Annotated in this window: 19 protein-coding genes; 17 read left to right on the top strand and 2 right to left on the bottom strand. The window is 62.5% G+C overall.

Features of this window, described 5'->3' with window-relative positions; all coding sequences use genetic code 11:
• The first annotated feature begins 8 nt into the window (after positions 1–8).
• From AC0IYN_RS09745 to AC0IYN_RS09705, 9 genes are all read left to right on the top strand, one after another.
• The gene (locus tag AC0IYN_RS09745) at positions 9–857 is read left to right on the top strand and encodes an ABC transporter permease (RefSeq protein ID WP_406597227.1); all 849 of its coding nucleotides are present in this window, start codon (positions 9–11) and stop codon (positions 855–857) included.
• A gap of 132 nt (positions 858–989) precedes the next feature.
• Positions 990–1,583 (top strand): TonB family protein, encoded by a 594-nt coding sequence (locus AC0IYN_RS09740; protein WP_406597228.1) that lies wholly within the window; start codon positions 990–992, stop codon positions 1,581–1,583.
• A 52-nt stretch (positions 1,584–1,635) separates the two neighbouring features.
• On the top strand, positions 1,636–2,556 hold the full coding sequence (locus AC0IYN_RS09735; protein WP_406597229.1) for a LysR family transcriptional regulator: 921 nt from the start codon (positions 1,636–1,638) through the stop codon (positions 2,554–2,556).
• Between the two features lie 152 nt (positions 2,557–2,708).
• Positions 2,709–4,244, top strand: a complete 1,536-nt coding sequence (locus tag AC0IYN_RS09730) for an MFS transporter (RefSeq protein ID WP_406597230.1) — start codon at positions 2,709–2,711, stop codon at positions 4,242–4,244.
• Between the two features lie 15 nt (positions 4,245–4,259).
• Complete coding sequence (locus tag AC0IYN_RS09725; RefSeq protein WP_406597231.1) at positions 4,260–5,318, top strand: HlyD family secretion protein; 1,059 nt, start codon at positions 4,260–4,262, stop codon at positions 5,316–5,318.
• A complete protein-coding gene (locus tag AC0IYN_RS09720; RefSeq protein WP_457238394.1) occupies positions 5,315–6,760 on the top strand; it encodes an efflux transporter outer membrane subunit in 1,446 nt (481 codons plus the stop codon). Before AC0IYN_RS09725 ends, AC0IYN_RS09720 begins: the two co-directional genes overlap by 4 nt.
• A 74-nt stretch (positions 6,761–6,834) precedes the next feature.
• Complete coding sequence (locus tag AC0IYN_RS09715) at positions 6,835–7,344, top strand: sigma-70 family RNA polymerase sigma factor (RefSeq protein WP_406597233.1); 510 nt, start codon at positions 6,835–6,837, stop codon at positions 7,342–7,344.
• A complete protein-coding gene (locus AC0IYN_RS09710; protein ID WP_471841223.1) occupies positions 7,341–8,291 on the top strand; it encodes a FecR domain-containing protein in 951 nt (316 codons plus the stop codon). Before AC0IYN_RS09715 ends, AC0IYN_RS09710 begins: the two co-directional genes overlap by 4 nt.
• 92 nt (positions 8,292–8,383) lie before the next feature.
• Positions 8,384–10,837 carry a TonB-dependent siderophore receptor gene (locus AC0IYN_RS09705; RefSeq protein ID WP_471841221.1) on the top strand — a complete coding sequence of 818 codons (2,454 nt, stop codon included), beginning with the start codon at positions 8,384–8,386 and terminating at the stop codon, positions 10,835–10,837.
• A gap of 137 nt (positions 10,838–10,974) precedes the next feature.
• Here AC0IYN_RS09705 and AC0IYN_RS09700 read toward each other — a convergent pair whose 3' ends face one another.
• Positions 10,975–11,679: a DUF3142 domain-containing protein gene (locus AC0IYN_RS09700; RefSeq protein WP_406597236.1), complete on the bottom strand. Its 705-nt coding sequence runs from the start codon at positions 11,677–11,679 to the stop codon at positions 10,975–10,977.
• On the bottom strand, positions 11,676–13,844 hold the full coding sequence (locus AC0IYN_RS09695) for a PA5441 family protein (RefSeq protein ID WP_406597237.1): 2,169 nt from the start codon (positions 13,842–13,844) through the stop codon (positions 11,676–11,678). The genes AC0IYN_RS09700 and AC0IYN_RS09695 overlap by 4 nt, the downstream gene beginning before the upstream one ends.
• A 168-nt stretch (positions 13,845–14,012) precedes the next feature.
• Here AC0IYN_RS09695 and AC0IYN_RS09690 point away from each other — a divergent pair, with 168 nt between their 5' ends.
• The 8 genes from AC0IYN_RS09690 to AC0IYN_RS09655 all read left to right on the top strand — a co-directional run bounded on the left by AC0IYN_RS09690 (position 14,013) and on the right by AC0IYN_RS09655 (position 22,827).
• Positions 14,013–15,617 carry a glycosyltransferase family 39 protein gene (locus AC0IYN_RS09690; RefSeq protein ID WP_457266875.1) on the top strand — a complete coding sequence of 535 codons (1,605 nt, stop codon included), beginning with the start codon at positions 14,013–14,015 and terminating at the stop codon, positions 15,615–15,617.
• A 35-nt stretch (positions 15,618–15,652) separates the two neighbouring features.
• On the top strand, positions 15,653–15,898 hold the full coding sequence (locus tag AC0IYN_RS09685) for a DUF2789 domain-containing protein (protein ID WP_457238399.1): 246 nt from the start codon (positions 15,653–15,655) through the stop codon (positions 15,896–15,898).
• 101 nt (positions 15,899–15,999) lie between these two features.
• A complete protein-coding gene (locus AC0IYN_RS09680) occupies positions 16,000–17,472 on the top strand; it encodes a Fic family protein (RefSeq protein WP_471841217.1) in 1,473 nt (490 codons plus the stop codon).
• Between the two features lie 337 nt (positions 17,473–17,809).
• Positions 17,810–18,220 (top strand): MarR family winged helix-turn-helix transcriptional regulator, encoded by a 411-nt coding sequence (locus AC0IYN_RS09675; RefSeq protein ID WP_028615224.1) that lies wholly within the window; start codon positions 17,810–17,812, stop codon positions 18,218–18,220.
• Positions 18,217–20,295 carry an FUSC family protein gene (locus tag AC0IYN_RS09670; RefSeq protein ID WP_406597240.1) on the top strand — a complete coding sequence of 693 codons (2,079 nt, stop codon included), beginning with the start codon at positions 18,217–18,219 and terminating at the stop codon, positions 20,293–20,295. Before AC0IYN_RS09675 ends, AC0IYN_RS09670 begins: the two co-directional genes overlap by 4 nt.
• The gene (locus tag AC0IYN_RS09665) at positions 20,292–20,501 is read left to right on the top strand and encodes a DUF1656 domain-containing protein (protein WP_010214247.1); all 210 of its coding nucleotides are present in this window, start codon (positions 20,292–20,294) and stop codon (positions 20,499–20,501) included. Before AC0IYN_RS09670 ends, AC0IYN_RS09665 begins: the two co-directional genes overlap by 4 nt.
• On the top strand, positions 20,498–21,388 hold the full coding sequence (locus AC0IYN_RS09660) for an efflux RND transporter periplasmic adaptor subunit (RefSeq protein ID WP_099491531.1): 891 nt from the start codon (positions 20,498–20,500) through the stop codon (positions 21,386–21,388). The genes AC0IYN_RS09665 and AC0IYN_RS09660 overlap by 4 nt, the downstream gene beginning before the upstream one ends.
• Positions 21,385–22,827 (top strand): efflux transporter outer membrane subunit, encoded by a 1,443-nt coding sequence (locus AC0IYN_RS09655; RefSeq protein WP_457238400.1) that lies wholly within the window; start codon positions 21,385–21,387, stop codon positions 22,825–22,827. Before AC0IYN_RS09660 ends, AC0IYN_RS09655 begins: the two co-directional genes overlap by 4 nt.
• Positions 22,828–22,870 lie beyond the last annotated feature (43 nt).

Below are 22,870 nucleotides of genomic sequence, written 5' to 3'. Positions count from 1 at the left end.
GAACATCCATGCGCCAGGAATATGAAATCACCCTCGAACCGCTGCTCAGCGTCCCCGTTGAACGCGAACTGCCCCTGCGCCAGCGCCTGTGGCAACAAGGCTGGCTGCGCAAGGGCCTGATCCTGATCGTGCTCGCGATCCTCTGGGAAGCCGTTGCGCGTTATCAGAACAACGACCTGCTGCTGCCGAGCTTTTTGCAGACTTTTCACGCGCTTTACGATGGCCTGCTCAGTGGCGAATTGCTCAGCAAGGTCAGCATCTCGCTGGTGGTGCTGATCAAGGGCTACCTGATCGGCATCGTACTGGCGTTCGCCCTGACCACCTTGGCGGTATCGACCCAGCTGGGCCGTGATTTGCTGAGCACCCTGACCTCGATGTTCAACCCGCTGCCGGCGATTGCCTTGTTGCCGCTGGCGCTGCTGTGGTTTGGCCTGGGCCAGAACAGCCTCATCTTCGTGCTGGTGCATTCAGTATTGTGGGCGCTGGCGCTCAACACCTACTCAGGTTTCCTTGGCGTGTCCGAAACCCTGCGCATGGCCGGGCGCAACTACGGCCTCAAGGGCATGCGGTTTGTGCTGTTCATCCTGATCCCGGCGGCGCTGCCGTCGATTCTTGCGGGCCTCAAGATCGGATGGGCGTTTGCCTGGCGTACATTGATTGCCGCCGAACTGGTGTTCGGTGCAACCAGTGGCAAGGGTGGCCTGGGGTGGTACATCTTCCAGAACCGCAACGAGTTGTACACCGACAAGGTGTTTGCCGGGCTGGCGGTGGTGATCCTGATCGGGCTGCTTGTGGAAAACCTGGTGTTTGATACGTTCGAGCGCATGACCGTGAAGCGCTGGGGCATGCAGCGCTAAACAGGAATGATTGCTCTTTGTCCGCCGTGAACCCGATAATGCCGGCCAAATCTGACGTCGCCCTGGCGTCAGGTGTGCCCGGTAAAAGGATTTACGACGATGCGGTTTTTTGTTTTGGCGGCGGCTTTGTGTTTGTCGACTTCGGTTCTGGCGGAATTCGTGCCTGAAGTGGTCACCATGCCCAAGCCACTGTACCCCAGCCACCTGATAGCCACCCAGGGGCACGCACGCATCAGCCTGAACATTCATAACGACGGTACGGTCAGCGACGTCAAAGCGCTCAGCGCCACCAAGCCGGCGTTTGGTGAAGCCGCCGTGGCGGCTGCCACGCTATGGCGTTTCAAGCCCTGGACGGTAGAGGCCGATCGGCCCGCAGTGCTCGAGGCGCAAAACGATATGGTGTTCACACCCGAACCGGTGAGAAAGGAAACCACTCAACTGACCTTTACCCAGACCACCTACCAATCCTGCAGCGCGCTGACCGAAGAAGTCAGCCAGTTCCGTCGCGAACATCCCACGCGCCCCTTGATCGCAATGAAGAGCTTTGCCATTACCCGAGTCGCGGTGATGTTCCCGGCGCTGAGCGGTAAGAGCGACTACAACGAAGGCCTGACCCGCGCCGACGAACTGGAAAATGCCCTGCCGGACATCGTGCGCAAATGCCAGGCCCATCCCAAAGCCGCCTTTGCGGACTACCTGCCCCGCAACGTGAAGCGTTACCTGTAAAGCCTGCTACGATTGCGCTCAATTCACGCCCTGTTGATCACGAGTGCTTCGCATGCAACTACCGGACATGAACCTGCTGGTCGCCCTCGACGCGTTGCTCGACGAGGGCAGCGTGGTCGGCGCCGCGCGACGGATGAACCTGAGCCCGGCGGCCATGAGCCGTACCCTGACGCGTATTCGCGACGCCGTCGGCGACCCGATCCTGGTGCGTGCCGGTCGTGGCCTGGTGCCCACGCCCAAGGCGCTGCAGTTGCAAGGCCAGGTGCGCAACGTGGTGGAGCAGGCGGCGCTGTTGTTTCGCTCGGCAGACCAAGTGGACCTGAGTACGTTGCGCCGCCGCTTCAGCGTGCGCGCCAATGACTTTTTCATCGGTGTGTATGGCGGACGCCTGTTCGACACCATGGAGCGCATGGCCCCACTGTGCGAGCTGTGCTTCGTGCCCGAAGGCGACACCGACGACGAGGCCCTGCGTGAAGGACGCCTTGACTTGCGCGTGAGCAACACCATGCCGGTCAGCCCCGAAGTGAAGGTGCAGAACCTGTTCTCCACCACCTTCGTCGGCCTGGCGCGGGAAGACCATCCATTGTTCGACGAAGAAATCACCGCGGCCCGTTTTGCCAGCTACTCGCACATCAGCATCTCGCGGCGCGGCATCGCCCGAGGGCCGATCGACACGGCACTGAATGCCCAGGGGCTGGAGCGCCGCGTGGCGATGATCGCCCCGGGCTTCCACGGCGCGATGTTCATGCTGCCGGATTCCGACCTGCTGCTGCCGGTGCCCAAGGAAGCGCTGTTGAGCGCCAATCGGCTGAAACTGCCACTGCGTGCATTCGCCTTGCCGATCTCGCTGCCGACGCTGGTATTGGCCCAGTCCTGGCACCCACGATTCGACAAAGACCCCGCCCACAAATGGCTGCGCGAAACCATGCGCGAGAGTTGTCACGCCACCTGGCTCGAAGCCCAGCCCACCTGACACCCCAAGACCCCTGTAGGCGCCGGCAAGCCGGCTCCTACACGAATTTAGGATTGCGTCTGGCGCAGTTATACCCTGCCAATAAGTAACTTTTTGTCATGTGTGTGCCTGATTAAACTGCTCGGGTATTTACCATTCCGAGTTATCTGTTCATGACGTCCCTCGCTGCCCCCGCGCTCCAGGCCGCAGCCAAGCCCACTGCCATGACCCCGCCCGTCTTTGGTCCGCGCATCATCATCGGCCTGGTCGGCGTGTTGCTGGCCGTGCTGGTCTCCGGTCTCAACGAGATGGTTACCAAGGTGGCCCTCGCGGATATTCGCGGTGCGCTGTACATCGGTTTTGACGAAGGCACCTGGCTGGTCGCGGCTTATACCGCCACCTCCGTGTCGGCCATGGCGTTTGCGCCTTGGTGCTCGGTGACCTTTTCCCTGCGCCGCTTCACGCTGTGCGCCATCGGCCTATTCACCGTGCTGGGGATCCTGTGCCCGTTCGCGCCGAACTACGAAAGCCTGCTGGTGCTGCGCACTGTTCAAGGCCTGGCCGGTGGCGCGTTGCCGCCGATGCTGATGACCGTGGCGCTGCGTTTCTTGCCGGCCAACGTCAAGCTGTACGGCTTGGCCGGCTATGCACTCACCGCCACCTTCGGCCCGAGCCTCGGCACGCCGCTGGCGGCGCTGTGGACCGAGTACGTCGGCTGGCAGTGGGCGTTCTGGCAGATCGTCGCGCCGTGCCTGCTGGCCATGGTCGCCGTGGCCTATGGATTGCCCCAGGACCCGCTGCGCCTGGAGCGCTTCAAGCAGTTCAACTGGCGCGGCCTGCTGCTGGGCTTCCCGGCGATCTGCATGCTGGTCATCGGCATCCTGCAAGGCAACCGCCTGGACTGGTTCGAGTCGGGCCTGATCACCTTCCTGTTATGCGGCGGCAGTGTGTTGCTGGTGCTGTTCATGGTGAACGAGTGGTCCCAGCCCATACCGTTCTTCAAGCTGCAGATGCTCGGCCTGCGCAACCTGTCGTTCGCGCTGATCGTGCTGGCGGGCGTGCTCATGGTGCTGACCTCGGTGATCATCATCCCGTCGAGTTTTCTCGCCCAGGTCCAGGGTTATCGCCCGCTGCAAACCGCGCCAGTGATGCTGCTGATGGCGATCCCGCAGTTGATCGCGCTGCCGCTGGTGGCGGCGCTGTGCAACCTGCGTTGGGTTGATTGTCGTTGGGTGCTGGGGATCGGCCTGGGGATGCTGGTGCTGTGCTGCATGGGCAGTGCGCACCTCACTTCGGAATGGATTCGTGACGATTTCTACGGCCTGTACCTGCTGCAAATATTCGGGCAACCGATGGCCGTGTTGCCGCTGCTGATGCTCTCCACCGGCAGCATCCAGCCCATGGACGGCCCATTCGCCTCTGCCTGGTTCAACACCATCAAGGGGCTGGCCGCGGTGATCGCCACCGGTGTGCTCGATACCTTGACCACCCAGCGCCTGCATTTTCACTCGACCATGTTGGTCGACCGCCTGGGTAACTCACCGCTGGCCGACGGCGACGCGCCGGGCCTGGCGCACCGCCTGCACGAGCAGGCCGTGGTGCTGACTTCTTCGGATCTGTATTACGTCATGGCCGCAGTCGCGGTGGCGTTGATCCTGCTGATTTTCTGGATGCCCACGCGGATTTTCCCGCCTCGCGCACCGACTTGATTGAAAGGATTGTTCATGAAACGTAAAGACAAAATTGCCGTCTCCGTTATCGCTGTGTTCGCCGTCGGCGTGCTGGTGTATCTGGTCGCGCCGGGTGTGCTGGGCAGCAAGCGCCAGACCACCAACGACGCCTTCGTCGCCGCGGACTTCACCCTGGTGGCGCCACGTGTGGCCGGCTTCATCAAGGAGGTATTGGTGGAAGACAACCAGCGCGTCAAGGCCGGCCAACTGCTGGCGCTGATCGACGACCGCGACTTCCGCGCTTCCGCCCAGGCTGCCGACGCCGATGCGTTGGTGGCCCAGGCCCAACTGAAAAACGCCACCGCCACCCTCGAGCGCCAAAGCTCAGTGATCGCCCAGGCCCAGGCCACCGTCGCGGCGGATCGCGCCGAAATGGCCTTTGCCGAACACGAACTGAATCGCTACAACCACCTCGCCGGTGTCGGCGCCGGCACCGTGCAGAATGCCCAGCAAGCCAAGACCCGCATCGACCAGGCCACCGCGCGCCTGGCGAATGCCACGGCGGTGCTGGCGGCGGAACGCAAGCAAGTGGAAATCCTCACCGCCCAGCGCGATGCCGCCGAGGGTGGGCTCAAACGCGCCCAAGCCGCGTTGGAACTGGCCAGTTTTCAACTGTCGTACACGCGCATTGTCGCGCCGGTGGATGGCATGGTCGGCGAGCGTGCAGTGCGGGTGGGCGCCTACGTGACGCCGGGCAGCAAGATCCTCGCGGTCGTGCCGCTGGAAGAAGCGTACGTGGTGGCCAACTTCCAGGAAACCCAGCTCTCGCATATGCACGCCGGCCAGGCCGTACAGGTGCGCGTCGACAGCCTCGACGGTGAGTTGCTCAACGGCCACCTGGAAAGCCTCGCACCTGCCACCGGCGTGACCTTTGCCTCGGTCAAGCCCGACAACGCCACTGGCAACTTCACCAAGGTGGTGCAGCGCATTCCGGTGAAAATCGTCCTCGAACCCAACCAGGCGCACACCGAGCGCCTGCGGGTCGGCATGTCTGTGGAAGCCAGCGTCGACACCTCGCCGGCCGCGCAGCAGCGTGAGGTGGCCCAGCAATGAAGCGAGTTGCCTGGCTCACCTTGAGCCTCATCAGCCTGAGCGCCTGCACGGTCGGTCCGGATTTCCAAAAGCCCCAGAGCCTGCAAGTGACGCAATGGAACGCGCCCCAGGGTCGCCAGGCGGCCAGCCGTGCCGTCAGCGATCCCTTGCAGGAGCGCTGGTGGGATGTGTTTCACGACGCGCAACTCTCGGCCCTCACCCGTCGCGCGCTCACCGATAACCTCGACCTGAAATTGGCCAGCAGTCGCCTGCAGCAAAGCCGTGCCGTGCGGCAGGTGACCACCGCCGAGCGTTATCCCAACGTCAACGCCAATGGTGATTACCTGCGCCAACGCAACAGCGGCAAAGGCCTAAGCGACCCTTCCGGCAACAACGGCCGCTCGGCGTTCAACCAGTGGGACATGGGTTTTTCCGCCTCTTGGGAGCTGGACTTCTGGGGCCGGGTAAAACGCGAAACCGAAGCCGCTGACGCCACCCTGCAAGTGGCTGAAGACGACCGCCGCGCGGTGTTGTTGTCGGTACTCGCCGAGACGGCCCAGGACTACATCCAGCTGCGCGGCGTACAGAACACCCGCGCCGTCACCGAGCAAAACCTCGACGTCGCGCGTCACAGCCTCAAGCTCTCGCAGTTGCGCCTGGCGGACGGTGTGGCGACGGACCTGGACGTAGCGGAAGCCGCCGCTCAAGTCGCGGCCATCGAGGCACGGTTGCCAGATTTGCAACAGCGCCAAGACCAATTGATCAACGCCCTCAGCCTGTTGATGGGCGAGCCGCCGCAATCCCTGCATGCGCAGTTGTCCAAGGACGCCGCTGTGCCGCAAACCCAGCGCCAGGTCGCGATTGGCTTACCGTCGGAGTTGGCCGAACGCCGCCCGGATATCCGCCAAGCCGAAGCACGCCTGCACGCCGCCACCGCCAGTATTGGCGTGGCCAAGGGCGACTTCTACCCGCGCATCACTTTATCCGGCAGCCTCGGCTCCCAGGCCATGCAGCTCTCGGATCTCGGTTCCTGGGGCTCCCGCGCCTTTGCCTTCGGCCCGCAATTCAGCTTGCCGTTGTTCAATGGCGGGCGCCTGCAAGGCATGCTGAACCTGCGCGAAGCCCAGCAACAGGAAGCGGCGCTCGCGTACCAGCAAACCGTGCTGCGAGCCTGGCATGAGATCGACGACCAACTGACTCGCTACAACGCCAGCCAACTGCGCCGCGACAGCCTCGCCGAAGCCGTGCGTCAGAACCAGATTGCCCTGAGCACCGCGCAGCAGCAGTACGTGGAAGGCGTGGTGGATTTCGTCAACGTGCTCACCGTGCAGAGCGCGTTGCTGGCCACGCAAGAGCAGTGGGTGGAGAGCTCGACCAGCGTGTCCCTGGCCATGGTGGGGCTGTACAAAGCGTTGGGTGGCGGCTGGGAATCGGTGTATCCGCTGCAAACCGCTGGGCGCTGAGCGGTAAAGAGTTTTTGTCAGTCGCGAAATAAGGTGTAATGATAATTGCTCTCAATAATGTATCTGAGCTTTTCATGGACACCGCGACTGACGGCCAGCAACAGCTTCACCTCCTGTACCGCGACCATCACGGCTGGCTGCAAGGCTGGTTGCGCAAGCGCCTGGGCGACCGTGAACACGCTGCCGATGTGGCACAGGACACCTTTCTGCGCCTGCTGGTGTCCGGGCGTTTTCCCGGCGACAAGGAAAGCCGCAGCTACTTGGCGCAGATCGCACGCAACCTGGTGATCGACCAATGGCGGCGGCTGCGCATCGAGCGCGCTTACCTGGAAAGCATCGCGCACCTGCCCGAGCCGGAATCGCCGTCCCTGGAAACCCGCGCGCTGATCCTCGAAACCCTGATGCAGATCGACGCCATGCTTGATCGCATGCCCGACAACGTGCGCCAGGCGTTTTTGCTGTCGCAGTTCGAAGGCCTGACCTACGTCCAGATCGCCGAGCGCTTGGGCGTCACGGTCAGTTCGGTGCAAAAGTACATGACCCGCGCAATTGTCGCCTGCTACCAGGTGGCCTACGAAGAATGAGACACGACGCGCCCATCGCCCCAGCGATTGTCGAGCAAGCCAGCGAGTGGCTGATGCTGCAATGGGGCGGCGACCTGCAGGGCGAACAACGCCAGGCCTTTGCACGATGGCAGGCTGCTGACCCGGAGCATCGTCGCGCCTGGCAGCGTTTGCAGCACCTGCAACAAACCTTCGGCAGCGTGCCCGCCGACAGTGCCCGCGCCGTGTTGCGCGACGCACCCGACACCCAACGGCGCGCCGCACTCAAGCTGCTCGGCTTGCTGTTGATGGCCGGCGGCAGTGGCTACCTGGTGCAACGCAGCGAACCCTGGCAAGCCACTTTCGCTGAATACCGCACCCGCACCGGCGAGATTCGCCACGTCACCCTCAGTGACGGCACGCAGCTGGACCTCAACAGCGACAGCGCCGTGGACCTGCGTTTCAGCGCCAGCGAGCGGCGTATCCGCCTGATCCGTGGCGAGATCCTGCTGAGCAGCGGCCACGATCCCATCCGCCCGTTGATCGTCGAAACCCCGGCGGGCGATGTGCAGGCGCTGGGCACGCGATTTGCCGTGCGTGAGCTGCCCGATGGCAGCCGCGTCGACCTGTACGAAGGCCGCGTGCGGGTTACTCCGCTGCATGGCACGGCGGTGCAGATGAATGCCGGCGACAGCCTGTGGTTCAACCCGCAGCAAAGCTCGGTGCTGGCAGCAGTGAGCGCCGACGCCAGCAGTTGGACCGAACACCGCCTGATCGCCGAACGCCAGCCGCTGGGCGAGTTTGTCGCGCAACTGAGTCGCTATCGTCCGGGGTTGTTGCGGTGCGACCAGGCGGTGGCGGGTTTGCTGCTCACCGGCGTGTTCCCACTGAACGATACCGACGCAATCCTCGCGGCACTGGAGCGCTCGCTGCCGGTGCAGGTACAGGCAGTCACGCGCTACTGGGTAACCATCAAGGCGCGGGTCTGAACATTTTTTCACTGGCGCTTGTCGGTTTTTGCTTCCCGCTCGGGATACCTCTTGATAGCCAATCAAGAAGCGATCTCACGGGGAGTTCAGCAATGCCGCACCACCCAATCCAACCCTTGGCCCGCGCCCTGCGCCGTGGCTTGTTTGTCAGCCTGTTGGCAACGGTGCCGCTGGTGCCGACGCTGGTTCATGCCGAACAAAGCGCGGAGGCACTGCGCAGTTACAACATTCCTGCCGGCAGCCTCGACCAGGCGTTGAACCGCTTCGCCAGTGCCTCGGGCATTTTGCTGTCGGTGGATGCCACGCTCACCGAAGGCAAGCGCAGTGCCGGCGTGCAAGGGCAGTACGGGGTTGGCGCCGGTCTGGAGCGACTGCTGGCAGGCAGTGGCCTGGTGGCGGTGCAGTCCCAGGGGGGCTGGTCGTTGCAGGCGGTGTCAAACGGTGGGCCGCTACAGCTCGGCGCTACGCAGATCAGCGGCCAGCAAGCCCAGGAAAGCGCCTGGGGCCCGGTGGATGGAATTGTCGCGACGCGCAGCGCATCGGGCAGCAAGACTGACTCATCGCTGGTAGAAATTCCCCAGACGATCAACGTGATCACCGCTGCCGAGATCAAGGCGCGGGGCGCGCAAAGCGTTACCCAGGCGTTGCTCTACACCCCCGGCATGAGTGCGGGCGGTTTCGCCGACCGGGTCAAATTGTTCGATGAACCGACCTCCCGCGGCTTCTCGCCCACCCCCCTGTACCTCGACGGCTTGCACCTGCCCTATGGCGGCGGCAGTACCGGCGGTGCGTTGCAGATCGAGCCGTATTCACTTGAGCGCATCGAAGTGCTCAAGGGGCCGGCGTCGGTGCTGTATGGGCAGAACCAGCCTGGCGGTATCGTCAATATGGTCAGCAAGCGCCCCAGCGAAACCCCGATCCACCAAGTGGTGTTGGAAGCGGGCACCTATGAGCACAAAAGCGCGGCCATCGACCTGAGCGGCCCGCTGGATGAGCAAGGGCAGTTTCTGTATCGCCTCACCGGCCTGGCCAACGACGGGCAGGACGAAATCAACTACGTCGAAAACAAACGCCAGTTCATTGCCCCCAGCCTGACCTGGCAACCCAGCGATGACACGCGCGTGACGGTGTTCGCCCAATACCAGAAAGACAAAGGCGTGCCCGAAGCTCAGGGCCTGCCGGCGTCCGGCACCCTGTGGGCCAACCCCAATGGCAAGATCAAGCGCGACCTGTTTATCGGCGAGCCTGGCGTCAATCAGTACAACCGTGAGCAGTACGCGTTGGGCTACGAGGTGTCCCATCGCCTGAATGACACCTGGACCCTCAAGCAAAACGCCCGCTACGCCGAAGTCGACGACCGCTACACCGCGCCGCTGCACGGCTACCGTTTTGTCGCCAACCCGGCCACCGGCGTGCAGGACCAACGCTACCTGCAACGCTTCGGTGTCGATTGGTCGCAGAACAACAAAGTGTTTGGCGTCGACAGCATCGCCCAGGCTGAATTCGACACGGGCGCGCTGTCGCACACGATGATCTTCGGCCTGGATTACTACCATTCCAACTCGCTGTTCCATGGCCTGTATGACCGTAACCCGCCGATCATCGACCTGTTCAAACCGGTCTACGGCCAGCGCCTGAACTTTGGCCAGCCCTACCGCTGGGATCGCACCATCACCCAGACCGGCCTGTACGTGCAGGACCAGATCAAGCTGGATAAATGGGCGTTGGTACTGGGCGGCCGCTATGACTGGGCCAATGTGGTCAACAAGGAGCCCTTGACCGACACCCGCTTCGCCAGCAAAGACCAGGCGTTCACCGGCCGTGCGGGCCTGGTGTATTTGTTCGATAACGGCGTGGCACCCTTCGTCAGTTACACGGAGTCCTTCCTGCCGCTGGCCGGCACTGACGCCAACCAAAAGCCCTTCGAGCCGTCGACGGGCAACCAATACGAAGTCGGCGTGAAGTACCAGCCGCCCGGCCAGAAGAGTTTCGTGCAGGTCTCGGTCTACCAGTTGGACCAGGAAAATGTGCTCACCACCAACCCGGTGGACACCACCTTCAGCACCCAAAGCGGTGCCATGCGTTCACGCGGCGTGGAAGTGGAAGCCAAGGCCGTTCTCAACGATGCCTGGGACATCGTCGCCTCAGCCTCGCGCAACGACATCAAATACACCAAGGACAACGACGGCCGCGAAGGCCGCCACCCCGCCGGCATTTCCCCGCTCACTGCGTCGATGTGGGTCAACTACAGCGTGCTCGGCGACACCCCGCTGGCCGGCCTCGGCGCAGGCCTGGGCGTGCGCTATGCGCGCCAAAGCCTGGGCGACTACTACGAAGGCGCCTTTAGCGTGCCGTCCTATAGAGTCTACGACGCCAGCCTGAGCTACGACCTGAGCCGCTCGCCGCTCAAACTCAAGGGCGTGAAACTGGCGATGAACGTGCAGAACCTCACCAACAAGACCTACGTCTCGCAGTGCACCAGTGACCTGGATTGCTACTACGGAGAAGGGCGCACAGTGGTGTCGAGCCTGACCTATGACTGGTAACAACCCATAACCTGTAGGAGCCGCTTGCCGGTGATGGCATCAACCGAGTTTGCCTGACATACCGAGGTGTCTGCATCGCCGGCAAGCCAGCTCCTACGGCCGGCTGCCAGGCCGCCAGCGCCTACAGATTGCGTGCATCAAGGGTTCTGCAAAAACACCACATAGCCTCGAAACCACTCACTGCCCTGCAGATACCCCGGCGCCTGCCACGCTCCACCCTGAATCAAGCCAATCTTGAACGGCAATCCCAACCGATTCATGCGCGGCAAATACGCCGCGTAATCCGGAATACTGCGGCGCCCCTGATACGTCTGCACCACCACCTCATCCACCACGCCCTTGAGTTGGGCAATGGCTGCCGGGTTGGCATTGCTGCTCCAGTCCATCAAGCCGGTGATGCTCAGGCGCAAGTCGGCAGGCAAACGCTGGCGCAGGTCGCGCAGGAACTCAGCGTATTCGTGCAGGTATTGGGTACGGGCGTCGAAGTCGATCTGGATACCCACCACCGGGTTGCCCGCGTCGCGCCAGCGTTGCACCTGACCGAGCAGTTGGGCGTAGACCTGCTCAGGCCAGTGCAGGGTGTGGGCGCGGTAGACAATCCAGATGTCGCCCTGGGTGAGGCGCGGCACGCTGATGCCTTGGGCGATCATCTGCACGCCACGGCCCGGCGCGCGGCGGGTGGCGTTGATCTGGCCCTGGAGGATGTACAGGGTTTTCGCCTGCTTGAGCACCGGCTGTGGCGTGACGCCGCTCCACAGCCAGAAGGCGTCATAGTCGCGTGCGTCCACGGCGCCGAAGGCCGGGCTTGCCAGTAACAGCAAACCCAGCCACAGGTGCTTCACCAGTAGTACTGCAGCGATTTGCCCCACTGGGTGTCGGCGTAGCTGCTCTTGAGCTGGCGGAACCAAGCCTTGCGCACGGCCGGCTCCACGTCGACGCCACCGCAACTGTTGTAGCCCGACGGCCCGTAACAGTTGATGGCGCGGAACAGCGCATAGGCCTTGTCGTTTTTCGGCGCCTTGGCGTTGCCGATCACCTGTTTGTAACCGTCCAGGCGCGAGAAGGTTTCCCCCTTGAACTCCGAGGCGGTGCTGCCCAGGCTGCCGGCGGCGCGTGCCTGTTCCAGTGGCATGCCGTCCAGGCCGTTGCGCAGGATGAACTCACCCAGGCAGTTCAGGCCTTGTGGGTTTTTGGCATCGCCCTGCAAGGTCGCGGCGGTTTGCGCAATGCTCGGGCAGGCGTAGCCGGATTCGGCTTTGTCGCCATTCCACTGGAACAGCTTCAAGGTCTGGCTGGTGCTGTAGACGTAGCCCAGGCTCGTGCCCAGTTTGTCATCCAAAGCCTGGGCCGGCAGTTGCTTGAGGTCCTCGGCAAAGGTCGCGAACTGGCCGCGCAGCAGGTCTTTATAGAGCAGCACGAATTGTGCGGTCTGGCGTTCCTGTGGGTCGCTGGCCTGGGCGATCTGCTGGCGCAGCAACTCGGGGCCGGCAACGTTGCGCAGCAGGATGTAGCGCACCTGCTTGGCGCTGATCGGCGAGTCGGCGGCGAATACCTTGGCCAACTGGCCGCTGCGTTCGTAGTTCATCGCCAGGGCCAATTCCAACTGGTCGCGTTGCAGCGGCAGTTTCGCCAGCGGCAGCAATTGCAGCCAGAGCGCCTCGGCGCCTTTCCAGTCTTGCTTGGCTTCCAGGGCCAGGGCGCGCAGAGCCTGTTGGCTGAAGGCGAAGTAATCCAGGCTCGACGGTACGCTTTGGGGCAGCAGCTTCAAGGCGGCATCCGGTTGATGCTCGCTGTACAGCGCATTGACCGCCAACAGGTAGTCATACAGTTGCGGCGCACTGGCGAACGCGGCTTTTTGCTTTTCCAGGTCGGCGCGGGAGAGCGCGGGCTGATCGCCGCCACGCATCACCATCAGGTCACTGACAAACTGGATCATCGCAGTGGTGACGGTTTCGCTGTTGACCATCAACAGCTTGAGGTCGACTTCCTCCACCAGTTCATCCACCGACACATTGCGCTGCGCGTCAGTGGCTTGGGTCATCGCCCAGGCGTAGGCCTCGGCGAGCTTGGCGTTGTCACCCGCAAGCCAGTAAACGCGGCGCAACAGGCCACGGGCGGACGCTACGTAATCGCCCTGTGGATAAGTTTTCAGGTAGTTGAGAAAGCCTGCCTCGGCGTCACCCAGGGCAGACTTATCCACATGCTCAAGCCGCGGCATGCCGTATTCGTCGAAGGCTTCAGCCTGGGCTTGGTTCAAGGCGGTGCGCGCGGTCATGTACAGCGCGGTTTCCTGTAGCCAAGGCAGGTGACTGCTGCTGGCGGCGGCAAAGCCGCGTTCGGCGTCACCGAAGCGACCGCTGTAGAAGTCGGCAGCGGCTTGCAGGTACGTGCGCAACAGCTGGCCTTCAGTGGACTGGATCTGCTGGGCGTCCACCACCTGGCCTTCCCACGAGCAGGCTGTCAGCAACTGCAAGCGCGCCTTCACCAGCAACTCGCGCTCGGCTGCCGGCATGTCAGCCTTGATCACCTGGCTGACAAACGCGGTGGCGCTGTCATCGTCGTTGCTGCGGCAGCGGCTGCCTTCGCCATTGAGGAACGCTTCGCCTGCGGTTTTGTACTCGTCGCGCTTGATGCCCAGGGGCTGGAGTAGCGTGTCGAGTTCGGCGGTACGTGAGTTGTCCGGCTGGTTGTCCGGTTCTTCGTTTGTGCTGCGAATGGGCGCCAGGCGATAGACCGGGAAGGGCACCGGGCCAAAGCCCTGGGACAGGTCATCTTCGCTCAAGGCGTTAGGCGTCAGCGGCGCCGCTTTTTGATCCGCCAGCAAAAGCCGTAGGTTGACGCGACTGTCATTGCCGGGACTGAGGAAAGGTTGGTTGCTGCACGAGTCGAGGCTCTCACGCGCAACCCGCCAGTCGGGGTAGCACGAGTCATCGGAACTGGCCTGGGCCTGTTGGGAAATACCAGCAAGCAGTGCCAGTGCCAGGGGTGACAGAAAACCGATGCGCATGACGTGTCCTTGATCCTGAGTCCTTGGAGGGGGGCAATAATAGCCTGTTCCTGCGGTTGCTTCGGAGACGCCCTGCACAAATTGCTGATTTGTCCGATTCCAGCAGCGGATCCGGGGCTTTTGTCCTAGAGTGGCGGTGTTTGCGCTTGGGCAATCAGGGGAATCGAGGTGCGTCGGTCTGTGGTAGAGCAAAACGAAAAGGTCGGGACGTTGCCCGCACTCAATCGCCTCACGTGGGAAGGTGCCGGCTGGATCAGCCGACTGTGGTGGGTACCGATCCTGGCGTTGGCCATGGCCCTGCGTTTTTACCAACTGACGGCGGCGGCGATCTGGGGCGATGAAGGCTCGAGCCTGCTGCTCAGCGAATACGCCGTGGGCGACCTGTGGTTCCACGCCGCGCACGACGTACACCCACCGCTGTATTTTTTCCTGCTGCGCGGCTGGATCGAGCTGTTCGGCGACAGCATCTGGTCGATTCGTGGCATGAGCGCCATTCCCGGTGTGGTCGCCGTGGGCCTGGGCATCTGGCTGACCCGGCAGCTCTCCACTCGAAGGGCGGCGGTGCTGGCGGGAATTCTGCTGGCTTTGTTGCCGACGGCGGTGCGCTACAGCCAGGAAGTGCGGATGTATTCGCTGCTCGGCGTATGGCTGCTGGGCGCCACGCTGGCGCTGGTGTACTGGGTGCGCCAACCCGAGCGCACGCGCTATCTGGCGGCGTATGTTGTGTTGATGACGGCCGGTTTCTACACCCATTACTTCACTGCACTGTGCGTGTTGGTGCATTGGGCTTACCTGGGTGTGCTGTGTGGCACGGCGCCGCGAGGCCAGCGCCTGATCACGCGCCCGGCCTGGTGGGTGGCCAACGCTGCGATTGTGCTGGTGTACCTGCCGTGGCTACCGAACCTGCTGGACCTGGTGCAGCATGTCGAACAGCTCAAGGTTGGGGGCGACATCGGTTGGGAGGACCCGGTCAGCCTGTTCTCCCTGCCGTCGATGATCTGGCAGTTCGTGCTGCAGGATGAAGGCGTCGGCTTCTGGGCGCCGCTGTTCTGGCTGTTTCCACTGCTGCTGGTGGCGGTGGTTGTCATTACTGCCTGGCATGACCGCGAGCGCCACCGACCGGCCAGCCTGATGGTGCTGTTCTTTCTGCTGCCATTGCTGCTGGTCTACGGCGTGTCGTTTGTTTCCCCGGTGTTTATCGAGCGTTACCTGACGGTGTACGCCCTGGGCTTGCCGATTCTGCTGGCGATGGCCGTTGATCGTCTGCCGTCGCGGTTTGCACTGCTGGGAGCGGCATTGTTTGTGCTGTTCGTCGGCGTCGAGCTGGTGGGGTTGAAGAACAATTTCACCGTGGATGAGCACGACCAATTCAACGTGCCGGTGGAGTTCGTCAACCGCAACTATCAGGAAGACGACCGCATCGTCCTCAGCGACATGATGTGGTACCTCAGCTACGTGTATTACGACCAGACCGACGCCCAACTGCAGCTCTACACCCCGCCCAAACCCGATGGCACGCCCACGCGGCCGAATGCCTACGGCTTCGGCACCCTGGTGGACCAGGACGGCGGACGCATCTACCTCGACCGCCTGTCGGCACTGCCCGCCGAAACCCGTCGCGTGTGGCTGATCAGCAGCAACGAGGCACCGGACGATTTCGCCCCGCTCCCCGAAGGCTGGCGCGAACTCAGTCGCCAGGATGGCGGCGGCGCGCGGGCGCGGTTGTTCGTGCTGTGCAACGTGCCGTCGGCACAACCCGAGGGCTGCCGCTAGACTGGGTGAATGCTTTTTTCTATCAGGAGCCCATCATGGAATCGCCCGTGCATAGCTTGCCGTCACTGTTCAAACAGCTGGGTCTGCCGGATGACCCGGTGGGTATCGAAAAGTTTGTGGCGGTTCATTCGCCGCTCAAGCCGGAGCTGAAACTGGCGGATGCGTTTTTCTGGACGGATAGCCAGAGGGCGTTTTTGCGCGAGGAGATTCTGGAGGATGCGGATTGGGCTGAGGTGGTGGATGAGCTGAATTTGATGTTGCGGGGTGGGCGAGGGGTGTAAAAAAAACTTTGCTGAAACACGATAATGTAAAAAAAAATGGTGAGAGGTAAAAAAAACTGGGCTTTAATCGCTCAAGTGAATTTTTTCTGGGGAAGCTCACCTTGGCGACAGTCGGATATGCCCATCTCTGCGAATCGCTGGATTTAAAGGTCATCCCGCCTCACCGCGTCGCGATGATTAAACCCGTGACCAGAATCACTTTGATCGGCAACTGCCTGGCGGTTCCGCATGCCGTCGCACCTGCGCAAGATGCCCTGTTTGAGCACGTGCTGTTCGCACTCAAGCATGAGGGTGTGAATCTCGCCATACTTGCCCAGGTTTTTGAACGTCTTGGTCCGGAGCCATTTTTGGCGGGTTTGGCGGAATCCCCCCATGGCGCCTTTATCCGTAAAGCTTGTTATTTGTGGGAAGGATTTACCGGGCGCGCGCTTGATTACGCACTACCTGTTCGGGGGCGTGTAGTTGCCTTGTTTGATCCCGAGCGCTATGTGACTGGCCCAAGCATCCGCAACAGTCGTTGGCGAATTGATTTTAATGGCCTGGGCTCTCTGCATTACTGCGCGACTGTGGAGAGAACGCCTGAGTTAGAGACGTTGTTGGCGCTTGATGTGTTGGGTCGCGCCAGATCTTTCATGGCAACCCTGCCTCCAGAAATGATGGACCGCGCGATCCAGTGGGCCTATCTCCACGAAACCCGCGATTCATTTGCTATCGAAAAAGAACAGCCCAGTGAAGAAAAATCCCGACGCTTTGTCCAGCTTTTACGCCAAGCCCACGAAGGGCGACTGCTGACAGAGGACTACTTGGTCGATCTGCAAAACAGCACCGTCTCCAACCCGTTCGACAAAGCCGTCGCATTCCGTCATGAACAGAACCACCTGCACAACGGCCTGCGTGGTGCAGCGGGTGTCAGCTATGTACCACCTGCTGCGGCGCTCTGTCAGGACCTGATGGAAGAATTAATGGCGTTCGCGAACCAGCCTGTGAGAGCGGTTGATCCATTGGTGGCGGCTGCCGTCACTGCTTTCGGCTTTGTGTTCCTGCATCCGTTCATGGACGGTAATGGGCGCCTGTCTCGCTTCCTGATCCACCAAACACTCTGCCACTACGGCGCGCTGGAGAACGGACTGCTGCTGCCTGTTTCCGTCGCGATGAAGCACGAAGAGGCGGCCTATCTGGAGGCGCTCAAGGCGTTCTCCCAACCCACGCGGGAATTCTGGAGCGTGACTTGGCTGGATGGCGATGAAATGGCCTTCGAGTTCATCGGCCACCCGTCGATTTACCGCTACTGGGACGCCACCCGCTGTGTCGAATTCACCCTGCAAATGGCTCGACGCGCATTGGAAGTGGAACTGCGTGAAGAAACCGAATTCCTCGACCGCTACGACCGCGTGATCAAGGCCGTGAACCAGCGTTATGACGTGCGCGGCAGTGATCTGTCGAAGCTGGTGATGATGTGCCTGGATAACGAGGGCAAGGTTTCGAAGCATCGGCGCAAGCAGTTTCAGTACAGCGTGGCTGAGGAGGTGTTCGAGTTTATCGAGGAGGAGACCCTGAGGTTAATCGGGGAGTAATAGGGCGCTTGGACATGTTGGGCGAAATCCAACACCGCCTGGACGGCCAGGCGAACAGCAGTCCTGAAACCTGAATTGATCGAACTATGGGAGCTGGCTGCTTGCGATTGCGAAGTGCCAGTCGGCCTCTATCTCGACTGGACGACAACCTCGCAGGCATTTTGCAGCGTCAGAAAATGCTGCATTCGCCCCCAAACCCGCTTTACTTACCCCTACCACCACCCATCCGCTAAATTGTTTCAAAACTTGACGCATTTGGATCCATCCACCATATTGATAGTTAGCAAACTAACTGTATGCGAACTATCCAGTGCCTCAATCCCTCGAACAACTCCAGATGAACCTCAGCAGCAGCATGGTGGTGGGCGCCCGTAACTGGCGCAAAATCTGCCAGACCACGCTGGTGAGCTACGGCATCTCCGAAGCCTGCGCCGTGCCGTTGTTGATGATCGGCCGCTTGGGCGACGGCGTGCATCAGGTCAAGGTGGCCCAGGCGTCGGGGATGGAAAGCCCGTCGCTGGTGCGCTTGCTCGACCGGCTCTGTACCGACGGCTATGTGTGCCGCACCGAGGACGTTCACGACCGCCGCGCCAAGGCCCTGAGCCTCACCGAGCGTGGCCGCGAGCTGGTGCAAGCGGTGGAGGTGCAATTGGTGCGCTTGCGCAAGGAAGTGCTGGCAGACATGACCCCAGGTGATATGGAAGCCGCGCTGCGGGTGCTGCGCGCTTTCGAGGCGGCGTCGCTTTGAACGGATTTTTTACCGGTTTCCCGCCTGCCCGTGATTGGTTCTATGGGGTCCGTACCTTCGCAGCGTCGATGATCGCGTTGTATATCGCCATGCTCATGCAAATGCCGCGTCCGTATTGGGCGATGGCGACGGTGTATATCGTCTCCAGCCCGTTTGTCGGCCCTACCAGTTCCAAAGCGCTGTACCGAGCCATCGGCACCTTCATGGGGGCGGCGGCGGCCGTTCTTTTTGTGCCGATGTTTGTGCAGTCGCCTTATATGCTGGTGGTGGTGATTGCCTTGTGGACGGGCACCCTGCTGTTCCTCTCCATGCACCTGCGCACGGCCAACAACTACGCCCTGATGCTCGCCGGCTACACCTTGCCGTTGATCGCCCTGCCGGTGGTGGATAACCCCCTGGCGGTGTGGGATGTGGCAGAGGCGCGTACCGAAGAAATCTTTCTCGGTATCGCCGTGGCAGCAGTGGTGGGCGCAATGTTCTGGCCGCGCCGCCTGATGCCGGTGTTTGATGGTTCGGTGGCCAAGTGGTTTGCCGACGCTCAGGTCTACAGCCAGCGTTTCCTCACGCGCAATGTAGAGCCCGACGAAATCAGCACGCTGCGCGGCGGTATGGTCGCCACCTTCAACACCCTCGAATTGATGATCGGCCAGTTGCCCCACGAAGGCGCGCGGCCGCAGACGGTGCGCAACACCAAGGAATTGCGCGGGCGCATGATCCACCTGCTGCCGGTGATCGATGCCCTGGATGATGCGGTGTACGCCATCGAACACCGCGCCCCGGAATTTGCAGATCAGCTCAAGCCGTTGCTGGAGGCCGCCAACGCCTGGCTGGAAAGCACCACCGAAACAGCCCCACTTGAACGCTGGCGCGTGCTGCGTGACCAGGTTGACGCGGCTCAGCCCCAGGGCGAAGCGCTGGATGACCGTCACACGTTGCTGTTCTCCAATGCGCTCTATCGTCTCGCAGAGTGGATCGACCTGTGGCAAGACTGCCGCAGCCTGCAAGCCGCCATCCAGTGCGAGAGCCAGGACACCTGGCGCGCCGTGTATCGCCACTGGCGCCTGGGCCGGCTGACGCCGTTCCTCGACCGTGGGCTGATGTTCTACTCGGCGTTCTCCACCGTCACTGCGATCATCGTCGCCTCGGTGCTGTGGATCCTGCTCGGCTGGACCGACGGCGGCAGCGCGGTGATCCTGGCCGCCGTCGCCTGCAGCTTTTTCGCCTCGATGGATGACCCGGCGCCACAGATCTATCGGTTCTTTTTCTGGACCGCCATGTCGGTGCTGTTCGCCAGTCTTTACCTGTTTTTGGTGCTGCCCAACCTGCATGACTTCCCGATGCTGGTGCTGGCGTTCGCCGTGCCGTTTATCTGCATCGGCACGCTCACCGTGCAGCCGCGTTTCTACCTGGGCATGTTGCTGACGCTGGTGAACACCTCGTCGTTCATCAGCATCCAGGGCGCCTATGACGCTGACTTCCTCAACTTCGCCAACGTCAACCTGGCGGGGCCGGTGGGCTTGCTGTTTGCCTTTGTGTGGACGCTGATCGCGCGGCCCTTCGGCGCCGAATTGGCGGCCAAGCGCCTGACCCGTTTCAGCTGGCGCGACATCGTCAGCCTCACCGAGCCCGCGACCCTGGCCGAACACCGGCACATGGCCGCGCAAATGCTCGACCGCCTGATGCAGCACCTGCCGCGCCTGGCCCTGATCAACCAGGACACCGGCACCGCCCTGCGCGATTTGCGCGTGGCGCTGAACCTGCTCGACCTGCTGGCGTACTCGCCGCGCATCCTCGGGGTACCACGGGTGTTGCTCAACCAGGTGGTGGAAGGCGTGGGCGGCTATTTCAAGGCGTGCCTCAAGGCCGGTGAACGCTTGCCTGCACCGAGCGGTCTGCTGATGACCCTGGACCGCGCGCGCCGCGCCCTTAACGGCCAGGGCCTGCAAGACGAAGACGACACCCGCCTGCATCTTTTGCATGCGCTGGCGGGCTTGCGCCTGTCACTGCTGCCGGGCGTGGAATTTATTGGCGGCACCGAGATGGAAGCGCCGCTGCCTGATGGAGCGCCTTTATGATCGGTGATCTGGATATCAGCGGGGTGTTCCTGCCCACGCTGCTGGTGCTGATGGGCATTACGTACGTGTTGTTCCTGGTGGTGCACGGGTTGTTGACCCGGCTCCACTTCTATCGCCTGGTCTGGCACCGGGCATTGTTCAATGTGGGGCTCTACGCGCTGTTGCTGGGCGCGGTGGACTCACTCAGTCGATACCTGATGACATGAAAAAACCTTTTTTGACCATCGGCCGTGTAGTCCTCACGCTGTTGATCGTGACGTTTGCGGTCGTCGTGGTGTGGCGCATGGTCATGTACTACATGTTTGCCCCCTGGACCCGTGACGGCCACATCCGTGCCGACATCGTGCAGATCGCCCCGGACGTGTCCGGTCTGATCCAGCGCGTTGACGTGCGCGACAACCAGTTGGTGACCAAGGGCCAAGTGCTCTTCGCCGTCGACCAGGACCGTTTCAAACTGGCCCTGCGCCAAGCCCAGGCCGCCGTGGCCGACCGCCAGGAAACCCTGGCCCAGGCCCAGCGCGAGTACAAGCGTAACCGTGGTCTCGGCAACCTGGTGCCCAGCGAGCAACTGGAAGAAAGCCAGTCCCGCGTCGCCCGTGCCCAGTCGGCCCTGGCCGAAGCCCAGGTGACGGTGGATTCCGCCCAACTGAACCTCGACCGCTCGGTGATCCGCAGCCCCGTGGACGGTTACGTCAACGACCGCGCGCCGCGCACCCAGGAATTCGTCACCGCCGGTCGCCCGGTGCTGTCGGTGGTGGACAGCAATTCCTTCCATATCGATGGTTATTTCGAAGAGACCAAGCTCGACGGCATCCACGTCGGTATGGGCGTGGACATCCGCGTGATTGGTGATAACGCCCGCCTGCGTGGCCATGTGCAGAGCATCGTCGCCGGTATCGAAGACCGCGACCGCAGCAGCGGCTCCAACCTGCTGCCCAACGTCAACCCGGCATTCAGCTGGGTGCGCCTGGCCCAGCGGATTCCGGTGCGTATTGCCTTTGATGATGTGCCGGCGGACTTCCGTATGATCGCCGGGCGCACTGCCACGGTGTCGATCATCGGCGACAAGGCCAAAGACGGAGACCAGCCATGAAGCCACTGCTGGCAACCGCTGCGCTGGGGTTGTTGCTGTCGGCCTGCCAGGTGGTGGGGCCGGATTACAAGTTGCCGGAAACGTCGGCCGTCAACCGTGGCGACGTGCAAGGGCCGCTCGCGGGCGAAGGCAATAACGTGGTGTCGGCGCCGGTGCCGGCGGACTGGTGGAAGCTCTATAAAGACCCGCGCCTGGACGAGCTGGTACGCCAGGCCATGGCCTCCAACACCGACTTGCGTGTGGCGGCCGCCAACCTGCAACGCGCGCGTTTCCAGACCCAGGAAGCGGAGTCCGCAGGCGGCTGGAGCGCCGGCGCCAAGGCAGAGGCCCAGCGCCTGCAAGAGTCGGGCGAAGCCTTTTTGCTGACAGAAAAAGTCCCAGTGGCCAATATTGGCAGCGCCAGCATCAGCACGTCCTACCAGTTCGACTTGTTCGGCACCCTGCAGCGCGGCATCGAAAGCGCCCAGGCCAGTGCCGACGCGGCCCAGGCGGCTGCCGACATCGCGCGCATCACCCTGGTGGCAGATGTGGTGCGCTCCTACACCCAGGTGTGCGCGGCCAACGAAGAACTGGCGATTGCCAACGAGTCCCTCGACCTGCAAGCCCAGAGCACCCAGCTCACCCAGCGCCTGCGCGACGCCGGGCGGGGTGACGAAACCCAGGTGACCCGTTCGCAGACCCAATACAAATCCTTGCGCGCCGACATGCCGCGCTACGAAGCGGCACGCCAGGCCGGGTTGTTCCGCTTGTCGATGCTGCTGGCCAAGCCGCTGGACCAACTGCCAGTGGGCACCGCCAGCTGCGCCGAGCTGCCACACATCGCCCAGTTGCTGCCGGTGGGCGACGGCGCGACCCTGCTCAAGCGTCGCCCGGATGTACGCCAGGCCGAACGCCAACTCGCCGCCGCGACTGCACGTATCGGCGTGGCCACCGGCGCGTTGTACCCGGACATCAGCATCGGCGCCACGGTGGGCACTGTCGGGATTCTCGAAGACCTGGGCACACCGGCGACCAACCGTTGGGGCTTTGGCCCGCTGATCAGTTGGTCGGTGCCGACCAACGGCGCCCGCGCCCGTATCCACGAAGCCGAGGCCGCGACCCAGGGCGCCCTGGCGCATTTCGACGGTGTGGTGCTCAACGCCATCCGCGAAACCCAGACCGGCCTCGCGCAATACACCGCGCAATTGCAACGCCGCGACGCCCTGGCCGAAGCGGGCGAGTCTGCCCGGGAAGCTGCAGACCAGACCCACCGCTTCTTCCAGGCGGGCCGAGCGTCGTTCCTGGCCGACCTGCAAGCCACCCGCACCTACACCGATGTGCGCGCGCAACTGGCAGCCGCCAACACCCAGGTTGCCATGAGCCAGATCGATCTGTTCCTGGCCCTGGGCGGTGGCTGGGAAAGCGGACGAACGCAAGCGTCACAGCCCGGCAAACCCTGAGCGAATAGCTATGCTTTGACAGGCGGATCGCCGTGACGATTCG

Source organism: Pseudomonas sp. AC112, assembly GCF_979253545.1.
The sequence above is the reverse complement of the archived record's forward strand: the minus strand, read 5'-3'. Positions and strand labels throughout refer to the sequence as shown.

What these genes read in the sequence shown, in the direction of transcription:
- AC0IYN_RS09745 (WP_406597227.1), top strand. Translation starts at nt 9, where the DNA reads ATGCGCCAGGAATATGAAATCACCCTCGAACCGCTGCTCAGCGTCCCC.
- AC0IYN_RS09735 (WP_406597229.1), top strand. Translation starts at nt 1,636, where the DNA reads ATGCAACTACCGGACATGAACCTGCTGGTCGCCCTCGACGCGTTGCTC.
- AC0IYN_RS09730 (WP_406597230.1), top strand. Translation starts at nt 2,709, where the DNA reads ATGACGTCCCTCGCTGCCCCCGCGCTCCAGGCCGCAGCCAAGCCCACT.
- AC0IYN_RS09725 (WP_406597231.1), top strand. Translation starts at nt 4,260, where the DNA reads ATGAAACGTAAAGACAAAATTGCCGTCTCCGTTATCGCTGTGTTCGCC.
- AC0IYN_RS09720 (WP_457238394.1), top strand. Translation starts at nt 5,315, where the DNA reads ATGAAGCGAGTTGCCTGGCTCACCTTGAGCCTCATCAGCCTGAGCGCC.
- AC0IYN_RS09715 (WP_406597233.1), top strand. Translation starts at nt 6,835, where the DNA reads ATGGACACCGCGACTGACGGCCAGCAACAGCTTCACCTCCTGTACCGC.
- AC0IYN_RS09710 (WP_471841223.1), top strand. Translation starts at nt 7,341, where the DNA reads ATGAGACACGACGCGCCCATCGCCCCAGCGATTGTCGAGCAAGCCAGC.
- AC0IYN_RS09705 (WP_471841221.1), top strand. Translation starts at nt 8,384, where the DNA reads ATGCCGCACCACCCAATCCAACCCTTGGCCCGCGCCCTGCGCCGTGGC.
- AC0IYN_RS09695 (WP_406597237.1), bottom strand. Translation starts at nt 13,844, where the DNA reads ATGCGCATCGGTTTTCTGTCACCCCTGGCACTGGCACTGCTTGCTGGT.
- AC0IYN_RS09685 (WP_457238399.1), top strand. Translation starts at nt 15,653, where the DNA reads ATGGAATCGCCCGTGCATAGCTTGCCGTCACTGTTCAAACAGCTGGGT.
- AC0IYN_RS09675 (WP_028615224.1), top strand. Translation starts at nt 17,810, where the DNA reads ATGAACCTCAGCAGCAGCATGGTGGTGGGCGCCCGTAACTGGCGCAAA.
- AC0IYN_RS09665 (WP_010214247.1), top strand. Translation starts at nt 20,292, where the DNA reads ATGATCGGTGATCTGGATATCAGCGGGGTGTTCCTGCCCACGCTGCTG.
- AC0IYN_RS09660 (WP_099491531.1), top strand. Translation starts at nt 20,498, where the DNA reads ATGAAAAAACCTTTTTTGACCATCGGCCGTGTAGTCCTCACGCTGTTG.
- AC0IYN_RS09655 (WP_457238400.1), top strand. Translation starts at nt 21,385, where the DNA reads ATGAAGCCACTGCTGGCAACCGCTGCGCTGGGGTTGTTGCTGTCGGCC.